Raw genomic sequence first — 25247 nt, 5'->3', positions numbered from 1 at the left:
AAATATTTGAAAAGTTTAATAGATATCTATATTTTAGGGCAAACTAAAAAATAAAAATGCCTAGAAGAAAGAAAAAAGGAGAAATAAACATTGACAACATTTTTTGAATTTGGATTAAGAAAAGAAACAACTAAAGCTCTTACAGATATGGGCTTTGAAGAAGCAACACCAATTCAGGATCAGGCTATTCCTATTGCTCTATCCGGTGCTGATATGATTGGACAGGCACAAACAGGAACTGGCAAGACAGCAGCTTTTGGCGTCGCTCTAGCAGAAAAATTAGAAGAGGAGAATAACAAGGTTCAGGGTATAGTTCTTACTCCAACCCGTGAGCTTGCTATTCAAGTGGCGGAAGAGCTGAATAAAATCTGTCAGCATACAAAAATCAAAACATTACCTATCTATGGTGGACAGGATATTGGTAGACAGATTAAAGCTTTAAAAAGAGGCCCTCAGATAATAGTGGCTACCCCTGGCAGGCTGATGGACCATATGCGACGTAGAAATATTCGATTAGATAATATTAAGATGGTAGTGCTAGATGAAGCTGATGAAATGCTTAACATGGGCTTTATTGAAGATATAGAGTTTATTTTAAATGAAATACCTACTCAAAGACAAACACTTCTTTTTTCAGCGACTATGCCTAAGGCCATCAAAGAATTATCTAACAAGTTTTTGGTAAACCCGAAACATGTGGCTATAAAACCAAAAAAGATGACTGCTCCGAATATTGAACAGCAGTATATAGAAGTTCCAGAAAAGCAAAAGTTTGATGTGCTATGTCGCCTTTTAGATATTCACCTTCCAGAGTTAGCCATAGTTTTTGGCAGAACTAAAAGAAGGGTAGATGAGTTATCAGAAGGGCTAAATAAGCGTGGATACAGTGCTGAGGGAATTCATGGTGACTTAACCCAAGGCAAGCGTGACTCTGTGATGAGAAGGTTTAAGAATGGATCCATAGAAGTTTTAGTAGCAACAGATGTTGCAGCTAGAGGTTTAGACATAACTGGAGTAACCCATGTGTATAACTTTGATATTCCTCAAGATGCAGAAAGCTATGTGCATAGAATAGGAAGGACTGGGCGTGCTGGGAAAACAGGTCTTGCTATTACATTTGCAACCTCAAGGGAAATGGGACATCTTAAAACGGTGGAAAAGGTATCGAAAGGTAGGATATCAAGAAGGCCGATACCTTCCTTTGCAGAAGCAATAGAAGGCCAGAAAAAGATGACTGTGGAAAAGCTTTTGGCTACCGTTGAATCCAATGATTACAACAACTATAAAGGTTTAGCCGAGCAGCTGTTAGAAGAAGTAGACTCGGTTACCTTACTTGCAGCTTCTTTAAAGCTACTTACTAAAGAACCTAATAATGTTCCTGTCAAATTGACCGGGGAACCTCCTGTTGGAACAAAAGGTGGTTATAAAGGCAAAAGTGGCCGAGGAGGAAAAGGTGGTAACTTTAGGCGAAGTAGAAGCAAAAAAGGAAACAATAGAGACCGTGGTGGGAAAAAACCTGGTGGATTTAAAAAACATTAGTTAAAAAATAAATATACCTGATAGAAAAGGAATTTATCTACAAAAGTGGGTAAATTCCTTTTTGGTGTTTATAGTAAATTGTATGCTCTGCATATAGGCTAACAAGGTTTTGCTTAGGCATTTTACTATAGGGACGAGAGATATGCATTTAACATAAGTAATTAAAGTTAATAAATAAAAAAAAGGTAAATATAAGAAAAAAGTAGAAATATAGTTAGAAGAAAAATGTAGAAGGAGATGAGATTTTGGAAAAAGTAAAAAGTGTACCTCGTTCGATTCAGATTCTTTATGGTGTAGGAGTTAGTTATGCTATTGTCGATCAAATTTTTGCACAGTGGGTGCTATACTATTATCTCCCACCGTCAGATTCTGGGATGCAGGCTATAATGGCGCCGCTATATATATCGCTAGCACTTATTATATCCCGTTTTGTTGATATGATTGCTGACCCCCTGGTCGGTTATTGGTCTGACAAAACTGATACAAAGTGGGGAAGAAGGATACCTTTTGTTGGACTTGGTGCCATTCCTCTGGCTCTGGCTACCGTTGCTTTTTTCTATCCAATTACTACCAGCGACCTAAGCTCGTTTATATACTTAGCTGTTATAGGAAGCTTATTTTTTGTGTTTTATACAGTTGTTGGAGCACCGTATAATGCTTTGATACCAGAGATAGCTCAAAATAAAGTGGATAGGCTTAATTTGGCTACATGGCAGTCTGCTTTTAGGCTGATTTATACAGCTATAGCTATGATTTTGCCAGGGTTTTTGATAGTGAAACTAGGTGGAGGAGAACAAGGAATTAGAAACATGGTTATTTTGTTGAGCACATTAGCTGTTATAGGAATGATGGTTACGGTGTTTACAGTAAAAGAAAAGGAGTACTCAGGTGGCAAAAGAAGTGAAGATTCCCTGATGAAATCTCTAAAATCAATTGGGGGAGATAAGAACTTTTGGGTTTATTTGGTTGGTTTCATGTTTTTCTTTTTGGGTTTTAATATCTTAAGGGCTTCTACTAACTATTACGTAGTAGAGATAATGGGTTATGGTGAAGGAGAAATTGCAATAGCTTCGGGTTTATTATTTGGTAGTGCAGCTTTGTTTTTTTACCCAGTTAACAGATTATGTAAAAAAATAGGCTACAGAAAGCCAATGCTATGGTCATTAGCTTTGCTTATGTTGCTTTCTGTGCTCTTATATAGCCTAGGGAAAGTATGGTTTTTGCCTACAGGAGCAGGGTTTGCTATTTTCTTTTTAATGGGGCTGCCAATATCTGGCGCTGCTTTTATATTCCCCCCTGCTATGCTCAGTGAAATAAGTGCCGTAAACACTGCAAAAAAAGGAGAAAATTTAGAGGGAATGTTATTTGGATTACAAGGGTTCTTTTTAAAGATGTCTTTTTTACTTTCTATAGCAATTTTGCCCATCGTCCTAGTTTGGGGCGGGGATGTGCCTCTTATGGAGAGTATAGTATCAACACCAGAAGGTGTGCAGCAAACGGGTGTATATGCCACTTCAATAGTAGCGTTTATTTCTTTTGCCTTATCCTTTATATTTTATCTATGGTATAAAGAGGAAAGAATAGAGGAGTAGTTTTGATATACACTTAATCGCAGATTAATTGGCTGTAAGCATCAAACTTTCACAATATGCTGGGTGCCCAACTTCATACTTATAACCTCTTATAAATTAGATAACAGAAATAAAATATAGTATAATAAGAGAAAGCAACTTAATTAAATAAGGAGGCTAATCTATGAGAGTGCTGTATTATGACTGTTTTTCTGGGATAAGTGGTGATATGAACCTTGGTGCAATGATAGATATAGGAGTTGATAAAGGGTATTTGGTGAACCAGCTAAAAAAACTCAATGTAGATGGTTACGATATAACGGTTAATCGAGATGAGAGAAAAGGTATAACAGGAACCAGGGTTATTGTACATAGCTTGGAAGAGGGGCATCACCATAGAAATTTCAATGACATTAGTACAATATTAGATAATAGTGACTTAAATAATAATATAAAAAAAATTAGCCAACAGCTCTTTTTAGAGGTAGCCAAAGCTGAAGCTAAGATACATGGCAAGTCGGTAGATGAGGTGCACTTCCATGAAGTTGGAGCTATTGATTCTATCGTTGACACAGTTGGAGCTGCTGTGTGTTTAGATAAGCTGGATGTGGATAAAGTAGTTTTTTCGCCCTTAGCTACTGGTAGAGGTTTTGTAAACTGCGCCCACGGGAAGTTTCCTGTTCCGGCACCTGCTACCACTGAAATATTAGCGGGAATTCCTATTGTTTCCGGTGATGCTGAGGTGGAACTGACCACCCCTACAGGAGCTGCCATTGCCAAAGTATTTGGCGATGAATACACTAAGGATTTTGAATTTACCGTCGTTAAAACTGGATATGGCATAGGTGGAAGAGATAACCAAGTTCCAAATGTATTAAGAGTGATGTTAGGTGAAAAAAAAAAATTGAAGAATCTACATGGGTAATTGATTGCAACATCGACGATATGAATCCTGAGCTTTTTAACTTTGTTACTCAAAAACTTTTTGATAATAATGCTTTAGATGTTTATACAACAGCTATTTTAATGAAGAAAAACAGACCAGCTACCAAATTAAGTGTGTTGTGCAATGAAAAAGAGTTAGATAATTGTGTGAAAATATTGCTTTCTGAAACGACCTCCTGGGGAGTTAGATATTATCCAGTTAAAAGAGAAAAAATGAAACGCTCATTTAAAAAGATATCAACTCCACTAGGGGAGGTTACCATTAAGATATCTAGACATAACAAAATTACCAAAGCTAAGCCTGAGTACGATGAGTGTGTTAAGCTGGCAAAAAACCATGGCTTACCACTTAGAGAAGTTTATAGCACTGTAATAAAATATATCTAATCAGGAGGCACGGAAAAATGGAACGTTATAATAAACTAGTGGAGCATATCAAAAAGCTAGAGAGTGTAGTAGTAGCCTTTTCAGGGGGAGTAGACAGTACCCTTGTTTTAAAAGCCGCAAAAGACGCTTTAGGGGATAAGGTGGTTGCACTAACAATACATGCTCCTTTTCATCTTAACTGGGAGATAAAAGAAGCGAAAGAGATAGCGGAAAAGTTAGGCGTTAGACATGAAATAATTGAGTTTGGCGATATAATGCCGGAAATAATAGACAATCCTTCCGATAGATGTTATTTGTGTAAAAAGAAAGTTTTTCAAGTGATAAAAGATTTTGCAGAAAATGAAGGGATAGTTTATGTTCTAGATGGTACCAACGCAGATGATGATAAAGATTATCGGCCTGGTTTAAAGGCTTTAAGGGAGCTAAACGTTTTAAGCCCACTACAAAGCGTAAAAATAACAAAGGCAGAGGTTAGATCTGTTTCTAAGAAATTGGAGTTAGAAACATGGGACAAACCAGCTTACGCTTGTATTTTATCTAGAATTGAGTACGGTCAAAGAATAAAAGAGGAGGATTTGAGAAAAATTGAGGAAGGAGAACTATATTTAATGGGTATAGGTTTTTCTACAGTTAGGATTAGACTACATGGGCAGTTAGCTCGAATCGAAGTAGCTGAGCAAGATTTAGCTAGGCTTTTAACACCTAAGATTTATAGGCAGGTAAATAATGAGCTAAAAAGCCTTGGGTTTTCTTATGTAACAGTAGATCTTGAAGGATATAGGATGGGTAGTCAAAATGAGGTGCTATAATGGATAAGAATAAACTATCAGATCTCTTCAACAAAGTAAAAGACGGCGAAGTTTCCGTTGATGATGCTGTTGACCGTTTAAAAGGGTTGCCTTTTGATGATTTGGGATTTGCAAAAGTAGATAATCATCGCAATCTAAGGCAAGGATATCCAGAAGTGGTTTTTTGTCAGTCTAAAACTGTAGAGCAGGTTGTGGCTATATGTGAAAATATAGCTCAAAAAGGGAATAATGTATTAGCAACTAGAGCTACTCCCAAAATGTATGAAGCAGTGAAAGGGAAATTATCTAAGGCAAAATATAATAAGATGGCTAGGGTAATTACTATAGAGAATGAAAAAGTTAGAGTGGACAAAGGTTATATAGCAGTAGTAACTGGTGGAACATCGGATATGGCAGTGGCAGAAGAAGCAGCTGAAACAGCAATAGCCTTGGGCAACGAAGTACGTACAGTTTACGATGCTGGAGTTGCTGGAATTCACAGATTGTTTGCTAACTTAGAAACAATTCAGGGTGCTAGGGTGGTTATTGCGGTAGCTGGAATGGAAGGTGCGTTAGCTAGTGTAGTTGGAGGCTTAGTAGATAAACCGGTTATTGCTGTGCCTACTAGTGTTGGATACGGAGCTAACTTTAACGGGCTATCAGCTTTATTGACTATGTTGAATAGCTGTTCTAGTGGTGTATCGGTGGTGAACATAGATAATGGGTTTGGTGCAGGCTATTTAGCCAGCATGATTAACAGAATGTAAAAAACTGTTGAGAATATATTCTCAACAGTTTTTTAGCATAAGATAAAGTCATCTAACAGTTCTATTACTTTATCTAACCTATCTATCAATGGTGAGTGGCCGCAGTTATCTAACATAACTAATCTGGCATTTTCTCCAATAGTATCAGTTGTCTGTTTTGATTCTTCCGGTTTTATAACTTTGTCATCGGTTCCTTGGATTATTAACGTTGGGACATTAATTTTTTCTACAAGTCCACTCCCCTTAGAGATTCCATTTGATTCATGTGAAATATTAAATGTTAGAAGGGCCCAATTAACATCCAAAATGTTTCGTTGAGTAAGCATATCGTCAAGATACTCTTGATATCTTTCTTTTGAAGGTTTTTTGTTTACATAAATACTGGAATTCCATAAAAATCTCATAAACCATTTTCGCCCTTTTTTTTGAGCGTTTTGTATAAGCTTAACTTGTTTTGCTAAATCTTCTTTTGTAGTAATTCGTTGGTTTAAATTATCCTTACCTAAAATATTCTTTTTGTAGAGAGTAAAGCCTTTTATACCAACGGACTCAAGTAGAATTAAACGTGAAACATAATTACGATTTTGTGCTGTAAAATGCATAGCCACTCCACCTCCAGTTGACCATCCAGCTAAAGTAAAATTATACAGGTGTAGTTCATCACAAAACAATTTTAGGTCATGGGAAAAATCGGCTAAGGATTCTATGGGGGTATTATAGGAAGATTGGCCAAACCCTCTTAAATCAATTGCGTATATGGTGTATTTATCTTCAGCTAGGCTTTCCATTAATACGTCCCAGTGCTTGGACGAAGTCATATTTCCGTGAACTAATATTAGTACATTGTTGCCGTTGCCATGTTTACGATATCCCATAGTTTCTCCGTTAGGTAAACTAACTTCATGAACGATATTCAAGGTTATCACTCTCACTCTCCGTAATTTGTTGTTTAATTTAATTATATGGTAGCAAAGGTGTACAATCAATATAAGGCGTAAAATTTATTGAATATCTTAATACTTAAGTAATATTTACAAAGTCAGTTTATTGTTATAATCTTATGTTAAAAGAGATAAGGGGAGGAATTAAAATGGCTAGGTTTGATAAACCCGTAGATAGACGGGATAGTGATTGCATGAAGTTTGACGGGGTTAGAGCTTTATATAACAAGGATGACCTAATACCAATGTGGGTAGCGGATATGGACTTTTGTGCACCCAATGAAGTGCTATCTGCGTTAAAATTAAAGGTTGAGCATGGAATCTTTGGTTATCCAGGCAATCTTTCCAAATATTATCAAGCAATAATTGATTGGATGGAAAAAAGGCATAATTGGAGAGTAGAGCAGGAGTGGATTTTTCCTGCGCCAGGGGTAGTACCGGCCATAGCTTCTATTTTAGAGGAACTGACAACCCCAAATGATAAAGTTATTATACAACCACCTGTCTATCATCCTTTTCTTAACATTGTAAAAAAGGTGGGGTGCGAAGTGCTAGAGAATCCACTGATATACAGAAATAATAGGTATGAAATGGATTATGGCAGTTTGGAGGAAATGATAGATGAGAGGGTAAAGGTGTTGCTTCTTTGTAGTCCCCATAACCCTGTTGGCAGGGTTTGGAACAAGGAAGAACTAAAGAAGTTAGGAGATATTTGTTCAAAATATAATATTATAGTAATTTCCGATGAAATACATCATGATTTGGTTTTTCCAAAAAATAAGCATTGGGTTTTTGCACAGGTAGATGAAAACTTTGTGGATAATACAATAGTATGCACTGCTCCTAGCAAGACGTTTAACTTAGCAGGGCTTCAAACCGCTAACGTTATAGTGCCTGGTGAAAAGCTGAGAGAAAAAGTTCAACATAAGTTTTCCACAGTATATAATTCTTTTCCTAATGTAATGGGAATTGAAGCTACTAAAGCAGCGTATACATACGGTGATAATTGGCTTGATGAGTTGTTGGATTATGTTAAAGGAAACTTAGAATACCTTGAAGAATTTATAGAGAAAAATCTGCAGCCGGTTAAGGTTATAAAGCCAGAAGGTACTTATCTGGTTTGGCTAGACTTTGATGAAGTGAATACAGATGGATTAACAGCTTTTGATTTTGTGCTTAAAAAAGCAGGGGTAGTTTCGGAACCGGGAGAAAAGTATGGAGGTTCTACAACGTCAATACGCCTTAATTTGGCTTGTCATAGAGAAACTTTACAAAAAGCTTTGTTTAAAATAGAAGAGGCTATAAACAAACCAACAGTTTGATTTTCTTTTGAAAAAAGTATAAACGGGTTGGTTCATTAGAATTATTTCTAATGAACCAACCCGTTTTTTTTTGAATAGTGGTACTATAAACCTGCCACTCTTTCTTTGAGTATAGCATCGATTTTTTCTTTTAGTGCTTTAGTTGCAGTTCCTTCAGCAACTTTTCGGGTATACAGGTATTCTAAAGCAATCTTGCCGCCAGGGTCCATTCCTTGGGCTCCAGCAAGTAAAACTACATCATCATCCTTAACAGTTTGTAGAGTTTCTACAACAGCATCCTCTAAGGAATTGTAATAGGATACTTTAATATCACTCTGCTCCATTATACCTGAAAAAGCCTCTAGTTCTGAAGTTGATACTTTATCTTTTACACCTACATAATCCTTACTTAAACTTACGCTTATATGATCTATTGAAAGTTTTTTAGCCCACTTTAAGATGGCCTCCCCGCTTTCTCTATTTACATCCACTCCTCTATTACCTCTAATTGCATAAATAAGGTGTAATTGGTTATATTTCATATAGTCTAATGTTTTTAAAGTAACATCTATGTTTGCAGAATTAGCAAAGTGGTCATCTAGTATTTTAAATTCTTCATTGTAAATCAGCTCAAATCTTCTTTCTACTCCTTTAAACTTTTGTAGAGCTTCTTCTATTTTTTTCGGGGTGATATTGTTAATTAGACCAATAATTATAGCGGTTAAAGAGTTGTAAACACTATGCAACCCTAAAACGTTTAAGCTTATATCAAAAGAGGTTGGCTGAATATAATTACCATCTAGAGTGGGGAGAGGTTTATTTACATTTACAGTAAAGCTAGCCTTACCTGTAGTTAAGTCTAAGTTGTGGATAGTTACCATAGCATCTTTTGACTGAACCCCACTGGTTATTACTTTGGCCTTGGTTTGATGAATTTGCTTTTTTGTATCTTGACAATCGATATTAAAAATTGCAATTTTTGACGGACAAAGTTTTCTTAAAACTTTAGTCTTGGAATAGATATAGTTTTCGTAACTTCCATGAAAATCAATATGCTCTGGGGTAAGATTATTAAAAGCAAATATATCATAGTCAACGTAAGCAACTCTATCTAATTCTTGTGCTGCAGAAGAAACTTCCATTGTAACATAATCAACATTCTTTTCCTTCATTTTTCTAAGGTAGGTTTGCAGCTCTAGTGATTCGGGGGTAGTCAGGTCAGCAGGAATCTGTTGATCTGCATACTTTACAACAACAGTTCCTATAAGCCCTGTATTGTGTTCAGAATGAGAAAGGACAGAATCTACCATAAAACTAGTGGTAGTTTTACCATTACTGGCTGTAATTCCAACCATAGTGAGATCCTTAGAAGGGGATTGATTTATAAAATCTGAAATTTTTGCTAACGCTAACCTGGGGTTGCTTACTACAAACTGAGGAATATCGTACTGCTGTTGTTTTTCCTCAACAATGATAGCGACGGCTCCATTTTCAATAGCATGGGATATATACTTATGGCCATCCACTCGATAACCTTTTATGCAAACAAAAATGTCACCAGGTTTTACTTTCCCTGAGTGATATTGTATTGACTTAAAATTAAAAGGCTTTGAATAATGAGTATCTATTATTTCAAGTAGTTCATTTATGATATTTCCTTTGTACATTTTTTAATCCTCCATAGTGTTTTCTTTTATTATACCTAAAAAATGCTTCAACATTAATAGTAAATCAGAAAAATAATGAAATGTAGGGATAAAATGAAAAAAAATGAAGAAAACCTTAAAAAAGTCAACATTAGCAGTAAAACTTTGAGTAACTGGGCAAGAGTATATAACATTGATGAAAAAAGTATAGAAAATAAATTAGAAGGAATTTTGGCAGAAAAATTTCGTTCAAGACGGAACAAAGTGTTAAGAGATAATTATTACTTGGACACTGGATATTCTCAATGTAACAAAACTACTGAAGCTTGTAAAAATCTATTTGCCCTTTTTATAGAATATAAAAAAGAAACTATCCACATAGAGAGAAAAATTCTGTTGATAACTTCTGTGGTTCTTTTGAAAAAAAGAGGACTTATCCAGTGTATTAACAAAGCCATACACAACCCGGAAGAAGTAAAGGATAAGGTAATTAGAAATCTGTTATTACAATTTAATGTTTCCTTTGATTGCGAAGATAAGAAGCTAATTGCTGATACATTAAATATATATCTACCCTATAAGAAAGGAGAAGACTTGCTAGGTATGACTTATTCTTCTTTTAAGAGAGAGGGGAAAAAAAGCGAGCAAGGGTTTTACCTTACCTCTAAAAAAGTTAGGGGTTATTTGGTAGAAAAGGTAGCAAACAAAATAAGTAAGCAAAATACCATTCTTGATCCTTGCTGTGGCACGGGGGCCTTCTTAATAGAAATATATACTGCAAAGAAAATGCAGCCTAAAGAAATTAAGAATTTGTTTGGAGTTGAGCTAGACTATATGGCTGCATTAATTTGTAAGCTAAACCTTATTTTATTACAAGGGAGAGGCTATCAAGTGCCTAATATTACTCATTCTGATTTTTTTGATTTAAAGTGGAACAGTCATTTTGATTTGATAATTGGCAACCCTCCCTGGGGAGGTAAGATTAGCCAACAGTTTGTAAAAGGTGATTCATTTAAAGCTTTTTTGGAAGAAGGGTTGAAAATACTTAAAGAAAAAGGCAATTTAACCTTTCTGCTACCCAAGTCTTACTTTTTAGTTTCTGCCCACTATAACAGTAGGAAAAAACTAATAGAGCACCAAACCATAGATTTACTCGCCTGCCTTAATAATGTATTTGAGAAAGTGATGAGCCAAACTATACTTATGTCAATTACAAATAAATATCCACATTCGTTTCATAGGATATCAACTGAATATAAAGAACAACGAGGGAAAATACCGCAACGAAGCTTCGTGCAGAACAATTATACTTTAAATATTTTTACATCACCACAAAACTTTTTGCTAACAAAGCGCATTGAAACAAACTGTATATATCTTAAAAATAATGTATATTACGGCATGGGTATAGTTACTGGAAACAATAAAAAGTTTTTATCTAAAGATCCCAATCACGGTGAAGGGATTATATCGGGAAAAGAAGTGTTTAAATATTATTTAGAAAAACCAGCTACTTTTCTTGACTTAAGTGAAAAACAGAACTTTCAACAAGTTGCCCCTGAAAGCTTGTATAGGCAGGAAAAGCTGATATATAGGTTTATAAACAAAAATTTAGTATTTGCTTTAGATGAAAAGGGTTTGTTAACTTTAAATAGTGTTAACTTTTTGATTCCTAAAATAAAAGGGTACGGCATTAAGTTTATTATGGCGGTGCTAAACTCTATGGTGGCACAATTATATTTTAATCACTGCTTTTATAGTGTTAAGGTGCTAAAATATCAAATTCAGGCAATACCCATTCCTATTTGTACATTGAAAGAGCAAAAGCCAATAGAAGAAATGGTAGAGCTTCTAAGTGGAAGTGGCGATAGACATAAGATGTATAGGGAAATTGAACATGAAATAAGAAAATTGTATAAACTAAGTAAAACAGAAGATGAAATTATCGATCAACAGATAAAAGTAAAATATTTAAAATAAGAACTTAGACCCATTTTATAGGTCTAAGTTCTTATTTTATTCTTTGACGTAGATAATAGCTTATTTTTTCAACAACTAAAACTAAAAATAATATACCCAAAAGTAGTATGCCAACCCTTTCCCAATTTCTGTTGCTTATATTCATGATAAGAGGAGCACCTATTCCGCCGGCACCCACTATACCTAGCAATGTTGAGGAACGCATATTTGATTCCAATCTATATAGCACTATACTAATGTATTCAGAAATTGATTGATAAAAAAGTCCATGTCTAAAAATTTGTATAGGATTAGCTCCTACGGCCAACAAAGACATATAAAGGTTGCGACAATCCCTTTCTAAAATTTCTCCATAAAGTTTAGATAGGACTCCTGTGCTATAAACTGACAAAGCTAGGGCGCCGGCTAAAGCCCCTGGACCTACCCCTCTAAAGAAGATGATTGCGGTTATGATAACAGGAAAAGTTCTAATTACATTAACCAATAGTTTGGCAATAAAATAAATAGGTTTGGGTACAAGATAATAGCAGGTCATTGCACCTAAAAAAAGGGCAAAAAAACCGCCTAATATAGTTGCAAACATTGCTATTGCAAATGTTTCCCACACAGCTGTTATGGTTTGCTCTGCATAAGAAAAGTCAAATTTCAGCATTCTGATCACCATATACTGAGCTTGTTCTAGGCCAAGAGCTATTCTATTGCTGTCTACATCAACACTTTTAATTAACAGTATTATAGATAATATAAAAATAGACATGATAAAAATAGGTTTTAAAAAGTTAGCAGCCCGCTGTTGTCGCCAATTTTTTAAGGGAACCCATACCTTTTGCGATGCCTTTCTAAGACTAAAAGACAAAAGGTCTATTATTGCTATAGAAACTATCAGCACCAAGATAATAGTGGCAAGGTTACTGTAATTCATAAAGTTTAAATCCATTTCTATTAGCTGGCCAATTCCTCCAGCTCCAACAAAACCTAAAACAGTTGCACTTCTAATATTTATTTCTAAAATAAAGAAAAAAACTGTTATAAAGTTATGTGAAATAACAGGGAAGATGCCGTAGTAAAAAGACTGGATGGTGTTAGCTCCCAACGAATTCAGGGAGTTTAGCTTGTTTTGGGGTATAGCTTCAATTTGCTCTCTTAATAATTTTGTTCCTATACATAAAGCAGTTATAGATAAGGCTATGATTCCTGAAGTTTTTCCAATGCTAAAAATAGCCACTAATAAAGCTGCCCAGACAACGCTGGGTATAGTTCTCAAAACAGCTAACAAAGGATTAAGAACTAAGGGGAAAATCCTACTAGGGGCAGAATTATTTGAGACTAATATAGAAATAAAAACTGCTAGAAAAGAACCAATGATTGTACCTAGGATAGCCATTTCAAATGTTTCTATAAGTCTAGGTAAAATAGTTTCAAAGTGGTTAAAGTTTGGGTTTGACATTCTTAATAGCAAATCAGCCATATCAGGCAAGCCATAAATAATTCTTGTTAAACTAAAGTTAATTTGTATCCCGCTAAAGATTAGCAACGCCAAAATTGCTGTAATAATTCCGTAAGGTTTAATAGTAAACTTCATTTAATATACTGTCAGTCAATTTAGTAGGCTTATCATCAAAGACAATTTTCCCATCCTTTAAGCCTACAATACGACTGGCATATTTTTTTGCTAATCTAATGTCATGTAGGTTTATTATTACAGTTATTTGGCGTTTATGATTAAACTTTAATAGGTAATCCATTACAGACTCTGCGGTAGCTATATCTAGGCTAGATACAGGCTCATCAGCGAGAATAATATTAGGATTTTGGGTTAAAGCTCTAGCTATGCTAACTCGCTGTTTTTGACCTCCACTAAGCCGGTCCACCCTCTGAAACATTTTATCCTTTAATCCCACATTACAAATATTTTTTTCAGCCAAATTATAATCTGAACTAGAAAATAAACCTAATAGCGAAGAAAATGTATTGGTGTAGGCAAGTCTTCCTAATAAAACGTTATTAAACACAGATGAATTATCTACTAAGTTATAGTCCTGAAAAATAAACCCGATTTTGGCTCTAGTATTTTTTAACTTTCTTTTAGATAAAGAAGATAACTTAACGCCATCTATGCAAACCTCACCATTAGTTGGAGGGGTCAAATAATTTATACTTCTAAGAAGAGTTGATTTGCCACTGCCACTTAGGCCTACAATTGCAACAAATTCCCCTTTGTCAATGGATAAAGAAACATCTTTTAGTGCATTTACCCCTCTTTGATACGAGACAGATATATTTTTTAGATTAACCATTTTCTACTGATCCTCAAGATCAATATCCATTAGCTTTGCAGTAGTTCGAATTACATCGTAATCTTCATCGCTAGCTTCTACATATCCGTGTTGATTAAAAAGTTCTATTAGAAGTTTTTCACCAACAGGATCATCGGCTATATTCAACAATGCGGTTTTTATCTCTTGCTGCATTTCTTCATCTAAGTGACTTCCTGCAGTAACACTAATGTTAGGGATGTTTTCGGTATAACCAAGTACTTCTGTTTCTTCTAAAGCTGTAGGGAAATCATCAGAATATCTTGTTCTTGCATCAACAAAAGTAGTCGCCACGTCCACGTCTCCATTTAGTAGTAACTGTAAAGCACTATCATGGCCTCCTGCAAAATGATATTTAAAATCTTTATCCCCTTCAAGTCCTAAATTTTTCAAATGAGCATGAGGGAAAATATGTCCTGATGTAGAAGTAGGATCCACAAAAGCAACATTTTTTCCTTTAATATCTTGGAAATCGTGAATATTACTGTCTTTACGAACTAAAAACTGCGAACGATAATAAGCCTCTCCATGCTCATTTAAAGCAGTTAAAATAACTTGTGCATCACTTTGCTGATTAGCTAGAACGTATGCCATAGGTGGTATAAAACCGAAATCAACTTGCTCAGCCCCTAGAGCTTCAACAACCCCAACATATCTAGTGGCGGTAAAAGCCCTAACTTCAACACCTAGCTCATCTGATAGCATTTCAGCTAAAGGCTCTACATTTTCCACCAGTGAGTCTGCATCCATCATAGGAACAAACCCCATCTTTAGGTAATCTCTATCATTTCCGTCGACACAACCTGTTGCCGATACCGATACAATAACAATTAGGATAAGTAATACAGATATTTTCTTCATAAGTTATAAGCCTCCATATATTTATTTGTTGCTAACTCTGAGTTTAGCAGTATCATAAAATAGTGGCAATACGATTTCGCTTTTTTGAAAAGCGTACCGATACAAAGTAGCAGGAAAACATAAGTTCGGTGTAGAAGATAATTAAAGAGGAGTGATGATAAATGATAAAGTTTATTCACTGTGCTGATATTCATTTAAATAGGCCCTTTTTTAGACTGCAAACAAATAAAACTATACAAAAATGGCTGTCTGAAAGTTCTTATAACGTGTTGGATAAAATAGCAGAATTAGCTGTTTTAAGAAAAGTTGATTTTATTGTTATAGCCGGAGATTTATTAGACAACTTAGACCAGACAGTTAAGGCGGAAATTAGGTGCAGAAATGTATTTGAGTACCTTGATTTAAAAGGTATATCTGTTTTTATTGTAGGCGGAAATCATGACCCTATAAATCATAAAAGACGACATTCTTATCCAAAAAATGTACATGTTTTTTCTTCAAGTGTTGAAACAGTGCCTTTAAAGGGGTTTAATGATGTTTATATACATGGAGTGAGTTATCCCACAGAGATAGTAAAAAAAAACTTAGCAAAGGATTTCCCCCAAGCTAAAGGTAAAATTGACATAGGAGTACTTCATTGTGAAATAGGGGGAAACTTAAATTCTTATAGTCCATGCACAAAATATGATCTTCTATCTAAAAACTATCAGTATTGGTCCTTGGGCCATATACATAAACCTACAGTAATTTCGGAATTCCCAGCTATTATATACAGCGGTAGCCCAATGGGAAAAACTCCAAATGAAATAGGTGAAAGAGGGTGCTACTATGTAGAGGCTACACCTACCTCAGTAAAAAAAGAGTTTTGTTCGTTAGCTGAAGTTATTTGGCTACAGCAAGAAATTGACATAAAAGATTTAGATTTAAGTAAACTAGTTAAGCGTATCAAAGAAGGGATGGAGAATCTAAAAAACGAGCATCAAAAAAATATAATTGTACGAACTATTTTAAAAGGTAGGGGTAAACTACACAACATAAGCAAAGCAGATTTGCAGGATATTGTAGATGAGTTAAGAACTATTTTCACTAGTACAGCTAATTTTGTCTGGTTAGAAAGTATTCAAAAGGAAACTAAGCCCGATGCTGATTTAGATACTATCAAGGAGCAACAAGGTTTTTTAGGGGATTTTTTAAATTATTGTGAACAAGCTGAAAATGACAATCTACTCAAGCATGAAATCTATGATGAGGTAAATAGAGGAAACATAAAGCTAATTAGTTTTTTAGATGAACAGGACCTTAATCTAGATCAAATTTTTGAAGCTGGCTTACAAAGAGCTATCGATGAGGTGCTGGAAAAGGGTGATTGCCATGAAGGTAACTGATATATATGTAAGTGGATTTGGTATTCATAAAGAATTAGAGATAAACAACTTAAGTCCACGTACAAACATTTTTTATGGAAAAAATGAAAAAGGAAAAACAACTTTAAAAAAGTTTATTTCTTCAATATTTTTTGGGTTTGAAAATAGAAATAAGATAGATAGATACAATCCTATTAACGGAGGAAGGTACGGTGGATATATAGATATAAGCACTGAAAATCAGACTATCAGAGTTAAAAGGATTGATAACTTAAAAGGCAAAAGTGCTGTAAAAGAAAAATTAGATGTGCTAAGTGGGAAACCCGTCAAAAACTTGACGGAACTTTTACCCCCTGGACTGAACAAAAAAACTTTTGAGAGTATATTTTGTTTTGGAATAGATCAACTTCAAAATTTTAAAAGCTTAAATAAAGAAGAAGTTACTGGCTATCTACAGGGGGCAGGTTTTGGAGTGGATGTCAGCTCTATTATTCAACATTTCACTAAAGAAATGGAGCAACTATACACACCTAAAGGCAGAAAGAAAAAAATAAATTATTTGTTTAATCAATTAGATGAAGTTAAAAAAGAGCTTGAAAAGGCCAAAAAAGAATCAGAGAATTTCTATGTTATAGAAGACCAGATACTCGAAGTTGAAAAACAGCTAGAAAGCAAAAAGAAAAAAAGGGACGAGCTAGCTAGAGAAATTAATAAACTTGAAAAATTGCAACGCATACAACCTAGCTATTTAACAATGTTAGAAGTTGAAAACAAGCTGAAAAAAATGCCATCTGATGAACTGGATTTTAGTTATATTAGGATTGCCCGTGAACAGGAGGAGGAAATCGAAGCTGCCCAGCTGCAGCTAGATGACCTAATTTTTGAACAGCAAAAGCTGGAAATTGAGTTGTCAGAACAGCAGCCCAATAAACAATTACTAGCTATGGAGGCCGAAATAAAAAAAGTTGAAATGAGCTTAGAACTGGCAAAGAAAAAAAGTAAGCTAATAGATTTAGAAAATAAAGTAAAAGCTAAAAAGGAAGAAATAGCAAGTTCTTTAAAAAAAGTCGGATTTTCCAAAGATATAGATAGTTTATTGCATTTGGATTTTGAATTGCTATTTGCTACTTTTGAAACCTTAAAAGAGGAAAATAATAGGCTCCTAAATCAAAAAGAGTATATAATGCAACAAAAAGATTTAGCTAACAAAAAGATAAATGAAATATCAACCAATAATGATGAAGAAACTTATCGCATAGAAAAAGAACTTTTTTTAAAGCTACAGAGGTTAAAACAACAGGCAAAAAGCACATCTGTTAAAACTGGCTATACATACTCAGCTTTAGCAGCAGGTGTAGTTATTATAGCTATGTTTGCCAGTTACTTAAATGTATTTTCAGTGATGGGAGCTACAATTTTAGCGGTCGCTGCAGGAATTTGTTTTGTTATAGCGTTTGCTTTAGAAGTAACTAATGGGTTAAAAAGCAAGAAAAACAAAAATATAATAAATAGTAAAATTAATAAAATTTCGGAACAGTTAAATGTTTCCCCCGACGAACACAGCTTGATTGGCCTACATGAGAAGCTTATGAACATGGAAAATTCATTAAAGGAAAAAAAAGAGTTGCTATCCCAAATTAACAACTTTGGTGAAAAGGAAAAAAACATATCCGCAGAACTTATGAGGCTGAACAAGAAAAAGGAAGAGATGTTAGTTAATATACACTTAAATCCCCAAATGTCATTTGATGAAGCTAGGTCCGCCATAGCAACTTTGCAAAGGTGTCAACACCATATGTACCAATGTAGAAAGGACGAAATAGAGCTGGGTGATGCAAAAGCATTAGAAGATGATTTTATTAAAAAAGTTGCTAAATTGGCGGAAGAGATCAAAGAAAAGGAGATTCCGTCATCACTTGATGAAAGTATTGTTGTTTTAAAAATTCTTAAAAGCAAACTTGACAATCATAAAGATATTAAAGAAAATAAAAGCAATTTAGAAAAGCAAATGGGAACGCTGAAGCAAAAAAAACAAATTTTAGAACAACAAATAAAAAAGAAACAAAATAAACTTTCTAACTTATATAACGAAGCTAAAGTGACAAGTCTTTACCAACTTGAGCAAATGTATACAAAATCTGAAGAGAAAAGAAGACTTTTAAATGAGCTTAACAGTTTAGAATTAGAAATATCGCTATCTTCACTTGAAAAAGATCAGATAGAAAAAGAGTTGGGGGATAAAAAAGGATGCGACCTAGAAGAAGAAGTAGTAAGCTTTAAAGAACATAAAAAACAGCTAGATAAAGAGATAGACTTTTTATTAAGTGAGCTAGGAAAAAACAAAAATCAGCTGGAAATAATTAAAAAAGATAAAACAATTGAAGACTTACAATATAAACAGGAAGGATTAAACAGTCAGCTAGCAGAAGAAATATCACAGTACTATGAAATGGCTATAGCAAAAAAAATTTTAGAAAATGCAACAGAATCACATAGACATAAAAGGCAGCCTGAGGTTCTAAAAAGAACTTCTAGTTATTTTAATATAATAACTGGAGGAAGGTATATAAAGGTTATCTCAGATGATGAGCAATCAACTTTAAAAGTTATTGACGAAAAAAGGGAAAAACTTTCCTTAAAGCAGCTAAGCCGTGGCACTCAAGAACAGTTGCTTTTAGCAGTTAGAATGGCTTTAGCTATTGAGTTTGCAAGATCTAATAAACCTATGCCTTTGATAGTCGATGATGTTATGGTAAACTTTGATAAGCAAAGAAGAAGAGAGATGATAAAAGTTTTTGAGGAAATAAGCAAAGAAGTACAAGTGTTGTTTTTTACCTGCCATGATTATATGGTTGATGAAATAGAAAATCAGTTTAAAAATGAAATTAGTATAGTTAGTTTATAACCTTGACATTTAAGCAGTTTTTGTATAAATTAAGAAATAATATATTAGTTAACACAATAATGGAGAGTAGTAACTTAAGTGCAAAGTAAGCAGCGAGTCGAGGATGGTGTAAGCTCGGCACTTGAATTAAGTGAAGGCGCTCCTAGTGTTTTTTAGAGTGGACAACTATTTTAGTTGTCAATAAGGGTGGCACCGCGGAAACCAAGCTTTCCGTCCCTTGAGGGATGGAAAGCTTTTATATTGTACAATAGGAGGTAAAAGCATGAACAAAAAAATGGATATGGAAACACTAGTTGGTTTGTGTAAAAGTAGGGGATTTATTTTTCCAGGGTCTGATATATATGGGGGGCTTGCCAATACATGGGATTATGGGCCCCTAGGTATTGAGTTGCTAAACAATATAAAAGCTGCATGGTGGAAAAAATTTGTCAAAAGGAACCTCAATGTAGTGGGACTTGACTCCGCTTTACTTATGAATCCAAAGGTATGGGAGGCTTCAGGTCATATAGGAGGGTTTAACGACCCTTTAGTTGATTGTAAAGATTGTAAAGCAAGATATAGGGCTGACAAACTGGTTGAAGACTATTATCAAAGTAAAGGTGAAGAGGCTACAGGTGTAGACGGATGGGACCAGCAAGAATTAAAGAACTTTATTGAAGAGAAAGAAATTAAGTGTCCTCAGTGTGGTAAGCTAAACTATACTGATATCAGAGAATTTAACTTGATGTTTAAAACATTCCAAGGTGTTACAGAAGACTCTCAATCGGAAGTATATCTGCGTCCTGAAACAGCTCAAGGAATTTTTATAAACTTCAAAAATGTGGCAAGAAGTTGTAGAAAACAAGTTCCTTTTGGTATAGCCCAAATAGGTAAAAGCTTTAGAAATGAAATTACGCCAGGGAATTTTATTTTCAGAACCAGGGAATTTGAGCAGATGGAGATGGAATTTTTTATTCATCCTGATGAAGGGGAAAAATGGTTTAAGTACTGGAAAGAGTTTTGTAAGCAATGGTTGTTGGATTTAGGTCTAAATCCAGATAGTATAAGGATGCGCGATCATGAAAAAGAAGAGTTATCCCATTATAGCGATGCTACAACTGACATTGAGTTTAAATTCCCTTTTGGATGGGGGGAGCTATGGGGCATAGCTAACCGAACTGACTTTGACTTAAAAAGACATATGGAATATTCTAAAAAAGATCTTAGCTATCAGGATCCAGTTACTCAAGAAAAGTATGTTCCGTATGTGATTGAACCTTCTGTAGGCTTAAATAGACTGGCGTTAGCTTTTTTAGCTGATTGCTACCAACAGGAGGAGCTAGACAATGACTCCCGTACTGTGCTAAAAATCCATCCGGTGCTAGCGCCTTTTAAAGCTGCTGTATTACCTCTTTCCAAAAAACTAAGTAGTGAAGCTTTAGAAATTCATGAGAAACTTAGCGATAAGTTTATGGTAGATTTTGATGAAAAGGGAAGTATAGGAAAAAGGTACAGAAGACAGGATGAAGTAGGAACCCCTTATTGTATAACCTATGATTTTGATTCTTTAGAAGATAACTGTGTAACAATACGAAACAGAGACACCATGGAACAGGCTAGAGTAGAAATAAATAAGGTAGAGCAGTTTTTAGAGGATAAGCTAAACTATTAAAAATTGAGACTAGGCTGATGCCTAGTCTCTTATTAAAAGGGAGGCAGATAAAATGGAACTATTGCCCTTGAACTACTTAGATGAGATTTTGCCACCTTGGTTGCTGCTGGTTTGGAAAGTATTTAAGTACCCAACCATTGCAATTATTTATTATTTTATTTTTTACTGTTTTGCCAGAGTTTTTGATTCTTTTGTTTTCCCACGAATAGTTGATTTAACAGAAAAAACTAATACCTCTGCGGACACAAAAGTGATTTCTGCTTTTAGAAATCCAATCAAAAGTATAATACTTACTTTAGGCCTATATATAGCCATAACTTCAATACCTCTGATTGAAGAAAACTATCAAGAGCTACTTTTGAGTTTGTACCGTTCGCTGGTGATTGCTTTTATAGCATCGGGATTTTATAATTTAACGGATACTTCTTCATCATTCTTTGAAAAACTAAAAGTGAAGTTTAGGATTGAGTTAGACCAAATTTTACTTCCCTTTCTTTCAAAAGCACTGCGAGTGGTGATTGTAGCTATCAGTGTTAGTATAATTGCTCAGGAATGGGGGTATGATGTAAATGGTTTTGTTGCAGGCTTGGGAATAGGTGGATTAGCTTTCGCTTTAGCTGCTCAAGATGCCTTAGGAAACATATTTGGAGGTATAGTTATTATTATGGACAAACCTTTTTCTATGGGAGACTGGATTAAAAGTCCTTCTGTAGAGGGTGTTGTAGAAGATATAACTTTTCGTAGTACTAAAGTTAGGACTTTTGCTCAATCCTTAGTAACTGTGCCCAATTCTGTACTTGCTAATGAAGCTGTTACAAACTGGACTAAAATGGGTAGACGGCAAATTACATTTAAGTTAGGTGTCACTTATACAACTCCTAAAGAGAAGCTAGATAAGTGTATAATCCTTATAAGGGAAATGCTTGAAAACCACCCTGATGTCCATCCAGAAATCATATTTGCAAACTTTGATGGTTTTAATGATAGCAGCTTGGATATATTTATTTATTTTTTCACAAACACAACAGACTGGGGAGAGTTTCTAGCTGTTAAAGAGGATATTAACTTTAAAATTATGGAAATTTTAGAAAAAGAAAATGTATCTGTTGCTTTCCCTTCTAGAAGTATATACTTTGAAAATAACTTAGAAAGCCAAAATCAAGAAAAAGCTGGTGAAGAAAATGAACGTTTGTAAGGCTAAAGAGATAGCCTATGAAAATCTAAGAGAAGTTAAGTATAAGGAGAGAGAGACGGGATATTTATTTTATCATGGGGAGAGAGTGGCTAACTTAGCTATAAAACTAACAGAAAAATTGGGAGGTTTAAGCTCAAAGCATAAAGACAGGTTGTATTTAGCTGCTATTTTCCACGATGTTGCCAAAGGAAGAGAACCTCACAACTTTACAGGAGCCGTGTTGACTAAAAAGCTTTTGAAAAATGTGGTGTCCAAAAATGAACTTGAAGAAATTGCAAAGTTAATTTATTATCACAACAAGCGAGAAAATAGAAGTTTAAGTCTACCAGCTAAAGTTTTGCAAGATGCAGATATCATTGATCATACCGGAACTTTGGATGTTTGGCTTGGTATGCACTATGTTGTTAGTGAAGACCTAAGTCCAAAAAGATGTATAAATTTTTTCCTGGGCGGCAAATGGAATCAAATGGTAGAGCAGCAACGACAGAAACTTAACTATAATATCTCAAAAAACATATATAATCGTAGGGTGCTTTACGCAGAGAGATTTTTTAAAAAAATGGCTTGGGAAATGGGAGGAAACTTGTAGAAAATGGAGTGGAGCAGATGGAAGGAATAGCCTTCAAGGAAAGCAGTAAAAAAGCGATAGAAGCAGCTATACTTGCTGCGAAGGGAAACGAAGTCTTTTTCAAGGGTTTTATTAGTGACGGCAATGTAATTGATGTAGAAGTCCTGGCTAGGGGGAACCAATTTAGCGTACCAGCAATTTTGCAGGACCTAGAGCCTGGTGATGTAGTTATCCATAATCACCCAAGTGGCAGGTTGACCCCGTCCACTGCTGATATAAATATAGCATCAAGGCTAGGTGCCGATGGTATAGGATTTATAATAGTCAATAACGATTGTAGAAGTAGCTATACAGTAGTAGAGCCTAAAAAGCCAGATGCTCTGTTAAATATAGAAGTTGGTGAGGTAAGGGATGTTTTAGATGAAAGTGGTGCTATTTCAAAACTTTTACCTCTATATGAAAAAAGAGATGAGCAATTGGTTATGGCTGAAAAAGTTATCCAAGGATATAATGAAGGGAAAAACGTTATAGTTGAAGCAGGGACAGGGACAGGAAAAAGTTTAGCTTATTTGATTCCAAGTATACTTTGGGCTGTAAAAAACAAAAAAAGAGTGGTAGTTTCTACAAATACAATAAATCTACAAGAACAAATAATATCCAAAGATATTCCCTTTTTACAGCAAACTCTAGCTGTAAATTTTAAAGGAGTGCTAGTAAAAGGGAGAAGTAACTATCTATGTAAAGCCAAACTTGATAAATTACAAGGGGATTTATTTGAGGAAACTGATGAGGAGCTTATGGAACTGAAAAAGATCAGAGAGTGGGCCTTTACAACCTCTGATGGCAGCAAAGCAGATTTGGGATTTAGACCATTGGAAAAGCATTGGGAAAAGTTGAGTTCAGAAGGGGATCTTTGCACTAAAGCTCATTGTCCTCACTTTAGGGATTGTTTCTTTTTTACTGCAAGAAGGGAGAGCGCTACTGCAGATATTATGGTAGTTAATCATCACTTACTTTTTGCTGATTTAGCTTTGAAAGGTAAAGGCTTGGAAGGTGGGGTGTTGCCCAACTATCATGGTATTGTGCTAGATGAAGCTCATAATGTGGAGGATGTAGCAACTACTTACTTTGGAGCATCCATAAACCGTTTTTTGGTGCTAAAACAATTGCGTAGAATATATCAAACTAAAATAAAGGGCAAGCAAACTGGTACTTTGCAGGAAATACTAGTTAAAGCTCAAACACAAAGAAGGCTCCCTGTTGCCGCTAAAAAAAGCATAGAAAATCATATAAATAATATAATACCACTATTAGCTCAACTAGTTGATGGTACTAACGAGTTTTTTACTGCTATTGAAAAGTGGATTGCAGATGATAATAAAAGTAAGCTAAGAATAACCAACCAAGTTACTAAAGGGCATCGATTTCAAACTATTAAAGAGTTAAGCAAAAAATATGTCAATAAAGCTAATACGTTTACTAGCGAGATAAATAGTTTGTTAGATGCTTTAGAAGAACTACCTTCTGATGTGTTTTCTCACCTATTAACTAGTGCTGTGGAGTTAAATGCAATGAATAAACGTATTGAGGGCATTGTTTCTACTATAGAAAGTATTTTAAACTCACAATCGGATCAAGAAGTAAGATGGATAGAGATAAAAGCTAGTAGTAGGGGAAAGAATGCTTCGTTGTGTTTAGCCCCTTTGGATGTTTCTTTTGAACTAAATGACAATGTATTCCAAAAATATGAGACAGTTATTTTAACTTCTGCTACAATAGCCACTAATGGCAACTTTTCTTATATCAAAAAACGAATAGGGTTAAGTAAAAGTAAAGGAAATTTAATAGAGTGTATATTGCCTTCTCCTTTTGATTATAAAAGGCAGGTGCTGTTATGTGTTCCCATGGATATACCGTTGCCATCTTCAAGTGAATTTTTAGATGAAAATACTAAATTTATACTGAAAGCTATATTGAAAACTGAAGGGCGAGCTTTTGTTCTTTTTACTTCATTTAAAATGCTGAATGATGTTTTTTATAAACTAAAAAGTCACTTAGAAAATTGCGGAATTAAACCGTTAAAACAGGGGCAACATCAACGCCACTACTTATTAGAGACTTTTAAAAATGACGTAAACTCAGTTTTATTTGCTACAGCTAGCTTTTGGGAGGGGGTAGATGTTCAGGGCAAATCACTTAGCAATGTAATTTTAGTGAAGCTACCTTTTAGCGTGCCTGATGAACCAATAATACAGGCAAGGCAAGAACTTATTGAAAAAGAAGGTGGTAACCCATTTATGAATTATACGGTGCCTCAAGCAATTCTAAGGTTTAAACAAGGTTTTGGAAGATTGATAAGAAGTAAGGAAGATAAGGGAGTTGTTGTGTGCACTGATAAAAGAATTTTAACCAAGTATTATGGAAAGATGTTTTTAAAATCCCTTCCTAGTTGTTCAATCAAAAGTGGAAACAGCTCTGATATTTTAAACAACATAACTTATTTCATGAAATAACCCTTGCTTA

General features: G+C 34.8%; 17 protein-coding genes and 1 pseudogene. 13 read left to right on the top strand and 5 right to left on the bottom strand.

Going from position 1 to position 25247, the window contains the following annotated elements; genetic code table 11:
• The first annotated feature begins 90 nt into the window (after positions 1-90).
• The 5 genes and pseudogenes from PRVXT_RS14630 (at position 91) to larB (ending at position 5997) form a co-directional block, all read left to right on the top strand.
• Positions 91-1539, top strand: coding sequence for a DEAD/DEAH box helicase (locus tag PRVXT_RS14630; protein WP_350343600.1), 1449 nt, complete (start codon positions 91-93; stop codon positions 1537-1539).
• 245 nt (positions 1540-1784) lie between these two features.
• Entirely contained in the window at positions 1785-3131 is a 1347-nt protein-coding gene (locus PRVXT_RS14625; RefSeq protein WP_350343599.1) for an MFS transporter, read from the top strand.
• Between the two features lie 163 nt (positions 3132-3294).
• Positions 3295-4442, top strand: a pseudogene (gene larC / locus PRVXT_RS14620) (nickel pincer cofactor biosynthesis protein LarC).
• A gap of 17 nt (positions 4443-4459) precedes the next feature.
• Positions 4460-5251: an ATP-dependent sacrificial sulfur transferase LarE gene (gene larE, locus PRVXT_RS14615; protein ID WP_350343598.1), complete on the top strand. Its 792-nt coding sequence runs from the start codon at positions 4460-4462 to the stop codon at positions 5249-5251.
• Positions 5251-5997 carry a nickel pincer cofactor biosynthesis protein LarB gene (larB, locus tag PRVXT_RS14610; RefSeq protein ID WP_350343597.1) on the top strand — a complete coding sequence of 249 codons (747 nt, stop codon included), beginning with the start codon at positions 5251-5253 and terminating at the stop codon, positions 5995-5997. Before larE ends, larB begins: the two co-directional genes overlap by 1 nt.
• Before the next feature lie 32 nt (positions 5998-6029).
• On the opposite strand, the gene phaZ is transcribed toward larB, so the two are convergent.
• Positions 6030-6923 (bottom strand): intracellular short-chain-length polyhydroxyalkanoate depolymerase, encoded by an 894-nt coding sequence (gene phaZ / locus PRVXT_RS14605; protein WP_350343596.1) that lies wholly within the window; start codon positions 6921-6923, stop codon positions 6030-6032.
• 164 nt (positions 6924-7087) lie between these two features.
• On the opposite strand from phaZ, the gene PRVXT_RS14600 reads away from it, so the two are divergent.
• Complete coding sequence (locus tag PRVXT_RS14600) at positions 7088-8260, top strand: MalY/PatB family protein (RefSeq protein WP_350343595.1); 1173 nt, start codon at positions 7088-7090, stop codon at positions 8258-8260.
• An 83-nt stretch (positions 8261-8343) separates the two neighbouring features.
• On the opposite strand, the gene PRVXT_RS14595 is transcribed toward PRVXT_RS14600, so the two are convergent.
• On the bottom strand, positions 8344-9906 hold the full coding sequence (locus PRVXT_RS14595) for a Mur ligase family protein (RefSeq protein ID WP_350343594.1): 1563 nt from the start codon (positions 9904-9906) through the stop codon (positions 8344-8346).
• Positions 9907-9999: 93 nt separating this feature from the next.
• Between PRVXT_RS14595 and PRVXT_RS14590 the strand changes: the two genes are divergently transcribed.
• Positions 10000-11865, top strand: coding sequence for a TaqI-like C-terminal specificity domain-containing protein (locus PRVXT_RS14590; protein ID WP_350343593.1), 1866 nt, complete (start codon positions 10000-10002; stop codon positions 11863-11865).
• 31 nt (positions 11866-11896) lie between these two features.
• On the opposite strand, the gene phnE is transcribed toward PRVXT_RS14590, so the two are convergent.
• The 3 genes from phnE to PRVXT_RS14575 are packed head-to-tail and all read right to left on the bottom strand — an operon-like array spanning position 11897 to position 15041.
• Positions 11897-13447 (bottom strand): phosphonate ABC transporter, permease protein PhnE, encoded by a 1551-nt coding sequence (phnE, locus tag PRVXT_RS14585; RefSeq protein ID WP_350343592.1) that lies wholly within the window; start codon positions 13445-13447, stop codon positions 11897-11899.
• A complete protein-coding gene (phnC, locus tag PRVXT_RS14580) occupies positions 13431-14162 on the bottom strand; it encodes a phosphonate ABC transporter ATP-binding protein (protein ID WP_350343591.1) in 732 nt (243 codons plus the stop codon). The genes phnE and phnC overlap by 17 nt, the downstream gene beginning before the upstream one ends.
• 3 nt (positions 14163-14165) lie before the next feature.
• A complete protein-coding gene (locus PRVXT_RS14575) occupies positions 14166-15041 on the bottom strand; it encodes a phosphate/phosphite/phosphonate ABC transporter substrate-binding protein (protein WP_350343590.1) in 876 nt (291 codons plus the stop codon).
• A 161-nt stretch (positions 15042-15202) separates the two neighbouring features.
• Between PRVXT_RS14575 and PRVXT_RS14570 the strand changes: the two genes are divergently transcribed.
• From PRVXT_RS14570 to PRVXT_RS14545, 6 genes are all read left to right on the top strand, one after another.
• Complete coding sequence (locus PRVXT_RS14570) at positions 15203-16426, top strand: metallophosphoesterase family protein (protein ID WP_350343589.1); 1224 nt, start codon at positions 15203-15205, stop codon at positions 16424-16426.
• The gene (locus PRVXT_RS14565) at positions 16413-19310 is read left to right on the top strand and encodes an AAA family ATPase (protein ID WP_350343588.1); all 2898 of its coding nucleotides are present in this window, start codon (positions 16413-16415) and stop codon (positions 19308-19310) included. The genes PRVXT_RS14570 and PRVXT_RS14565 overlap by 14 nt, the downstream gene beginning before the upstream one ends.
• A gap of 262 nt (positions 19311-19572) precedes the next feature.
• Positions 19573-20961: a glycine--tRNA ligase gene (locus PRVXT_RS14560; protein WP_350343587.1), complete on the top strand. Its 1389-nt coding sequence runs from the start codon at positions 19573-19575 to the stop codon at positions 20959-20961.
• Positions 20962-21013: 52 nt separating this feature from the next.
• The gene (locus tag PRVXT_RS14555; protein ID WP_350343586.1) at positions 21014-22156 is read left to right on the top strand and encodes a mechanosensitive ion channel family protein; all 1143 of its coding nucleotides are present in this window, start codon (positions 21014-21016) and stop codon (positions 22154-22156) included.
• Complete coding sequence (locus tag PRVXT_RS14550) at positions 22143-22745, top strand: HD domain-containing protein (protein ID WP_350343585.1); 603 nt, start codon at positions 22143-22145, stop codon at positions 22743-22745. Before PRVXT_RS14555 ends, PRVXT_RS14550 begins: the two co-directional genes overlap by 14 nt.
• On the top strand, positions 22721-25237 hold the full coding sequence (locus PRVXT_RS14545) for a helicase C-terminal domain-containing protein (protein WP_350343584.1): 2517 nt from the start codon (positions 22721-22723) through the stop codon (positions 25235-25237). Before PRVXT_RS14550 ends, PRVXT_RS14545 begins: the two co-directional genes overlap by 25 nt.
• The last annotated feature ends 10 nt before the right edge of the window (positions 25238-25247 follow it).

This window comes from Proteinivorax tanatarense (genome assembly GCF_040267685.1).
In the GTDB taxonomy this organism is placed as follows: Bacteria; Bacillota; Proteinivoracia; order Proteinivoracales; family Proteinivoracaceae; genus Proteinivorax; species Proteinivorax tanatarense.
Note: the sequence above shows the minus strand (reverse complement) of the source record. Positions and strands in the feature narration are given on the sequence as shown.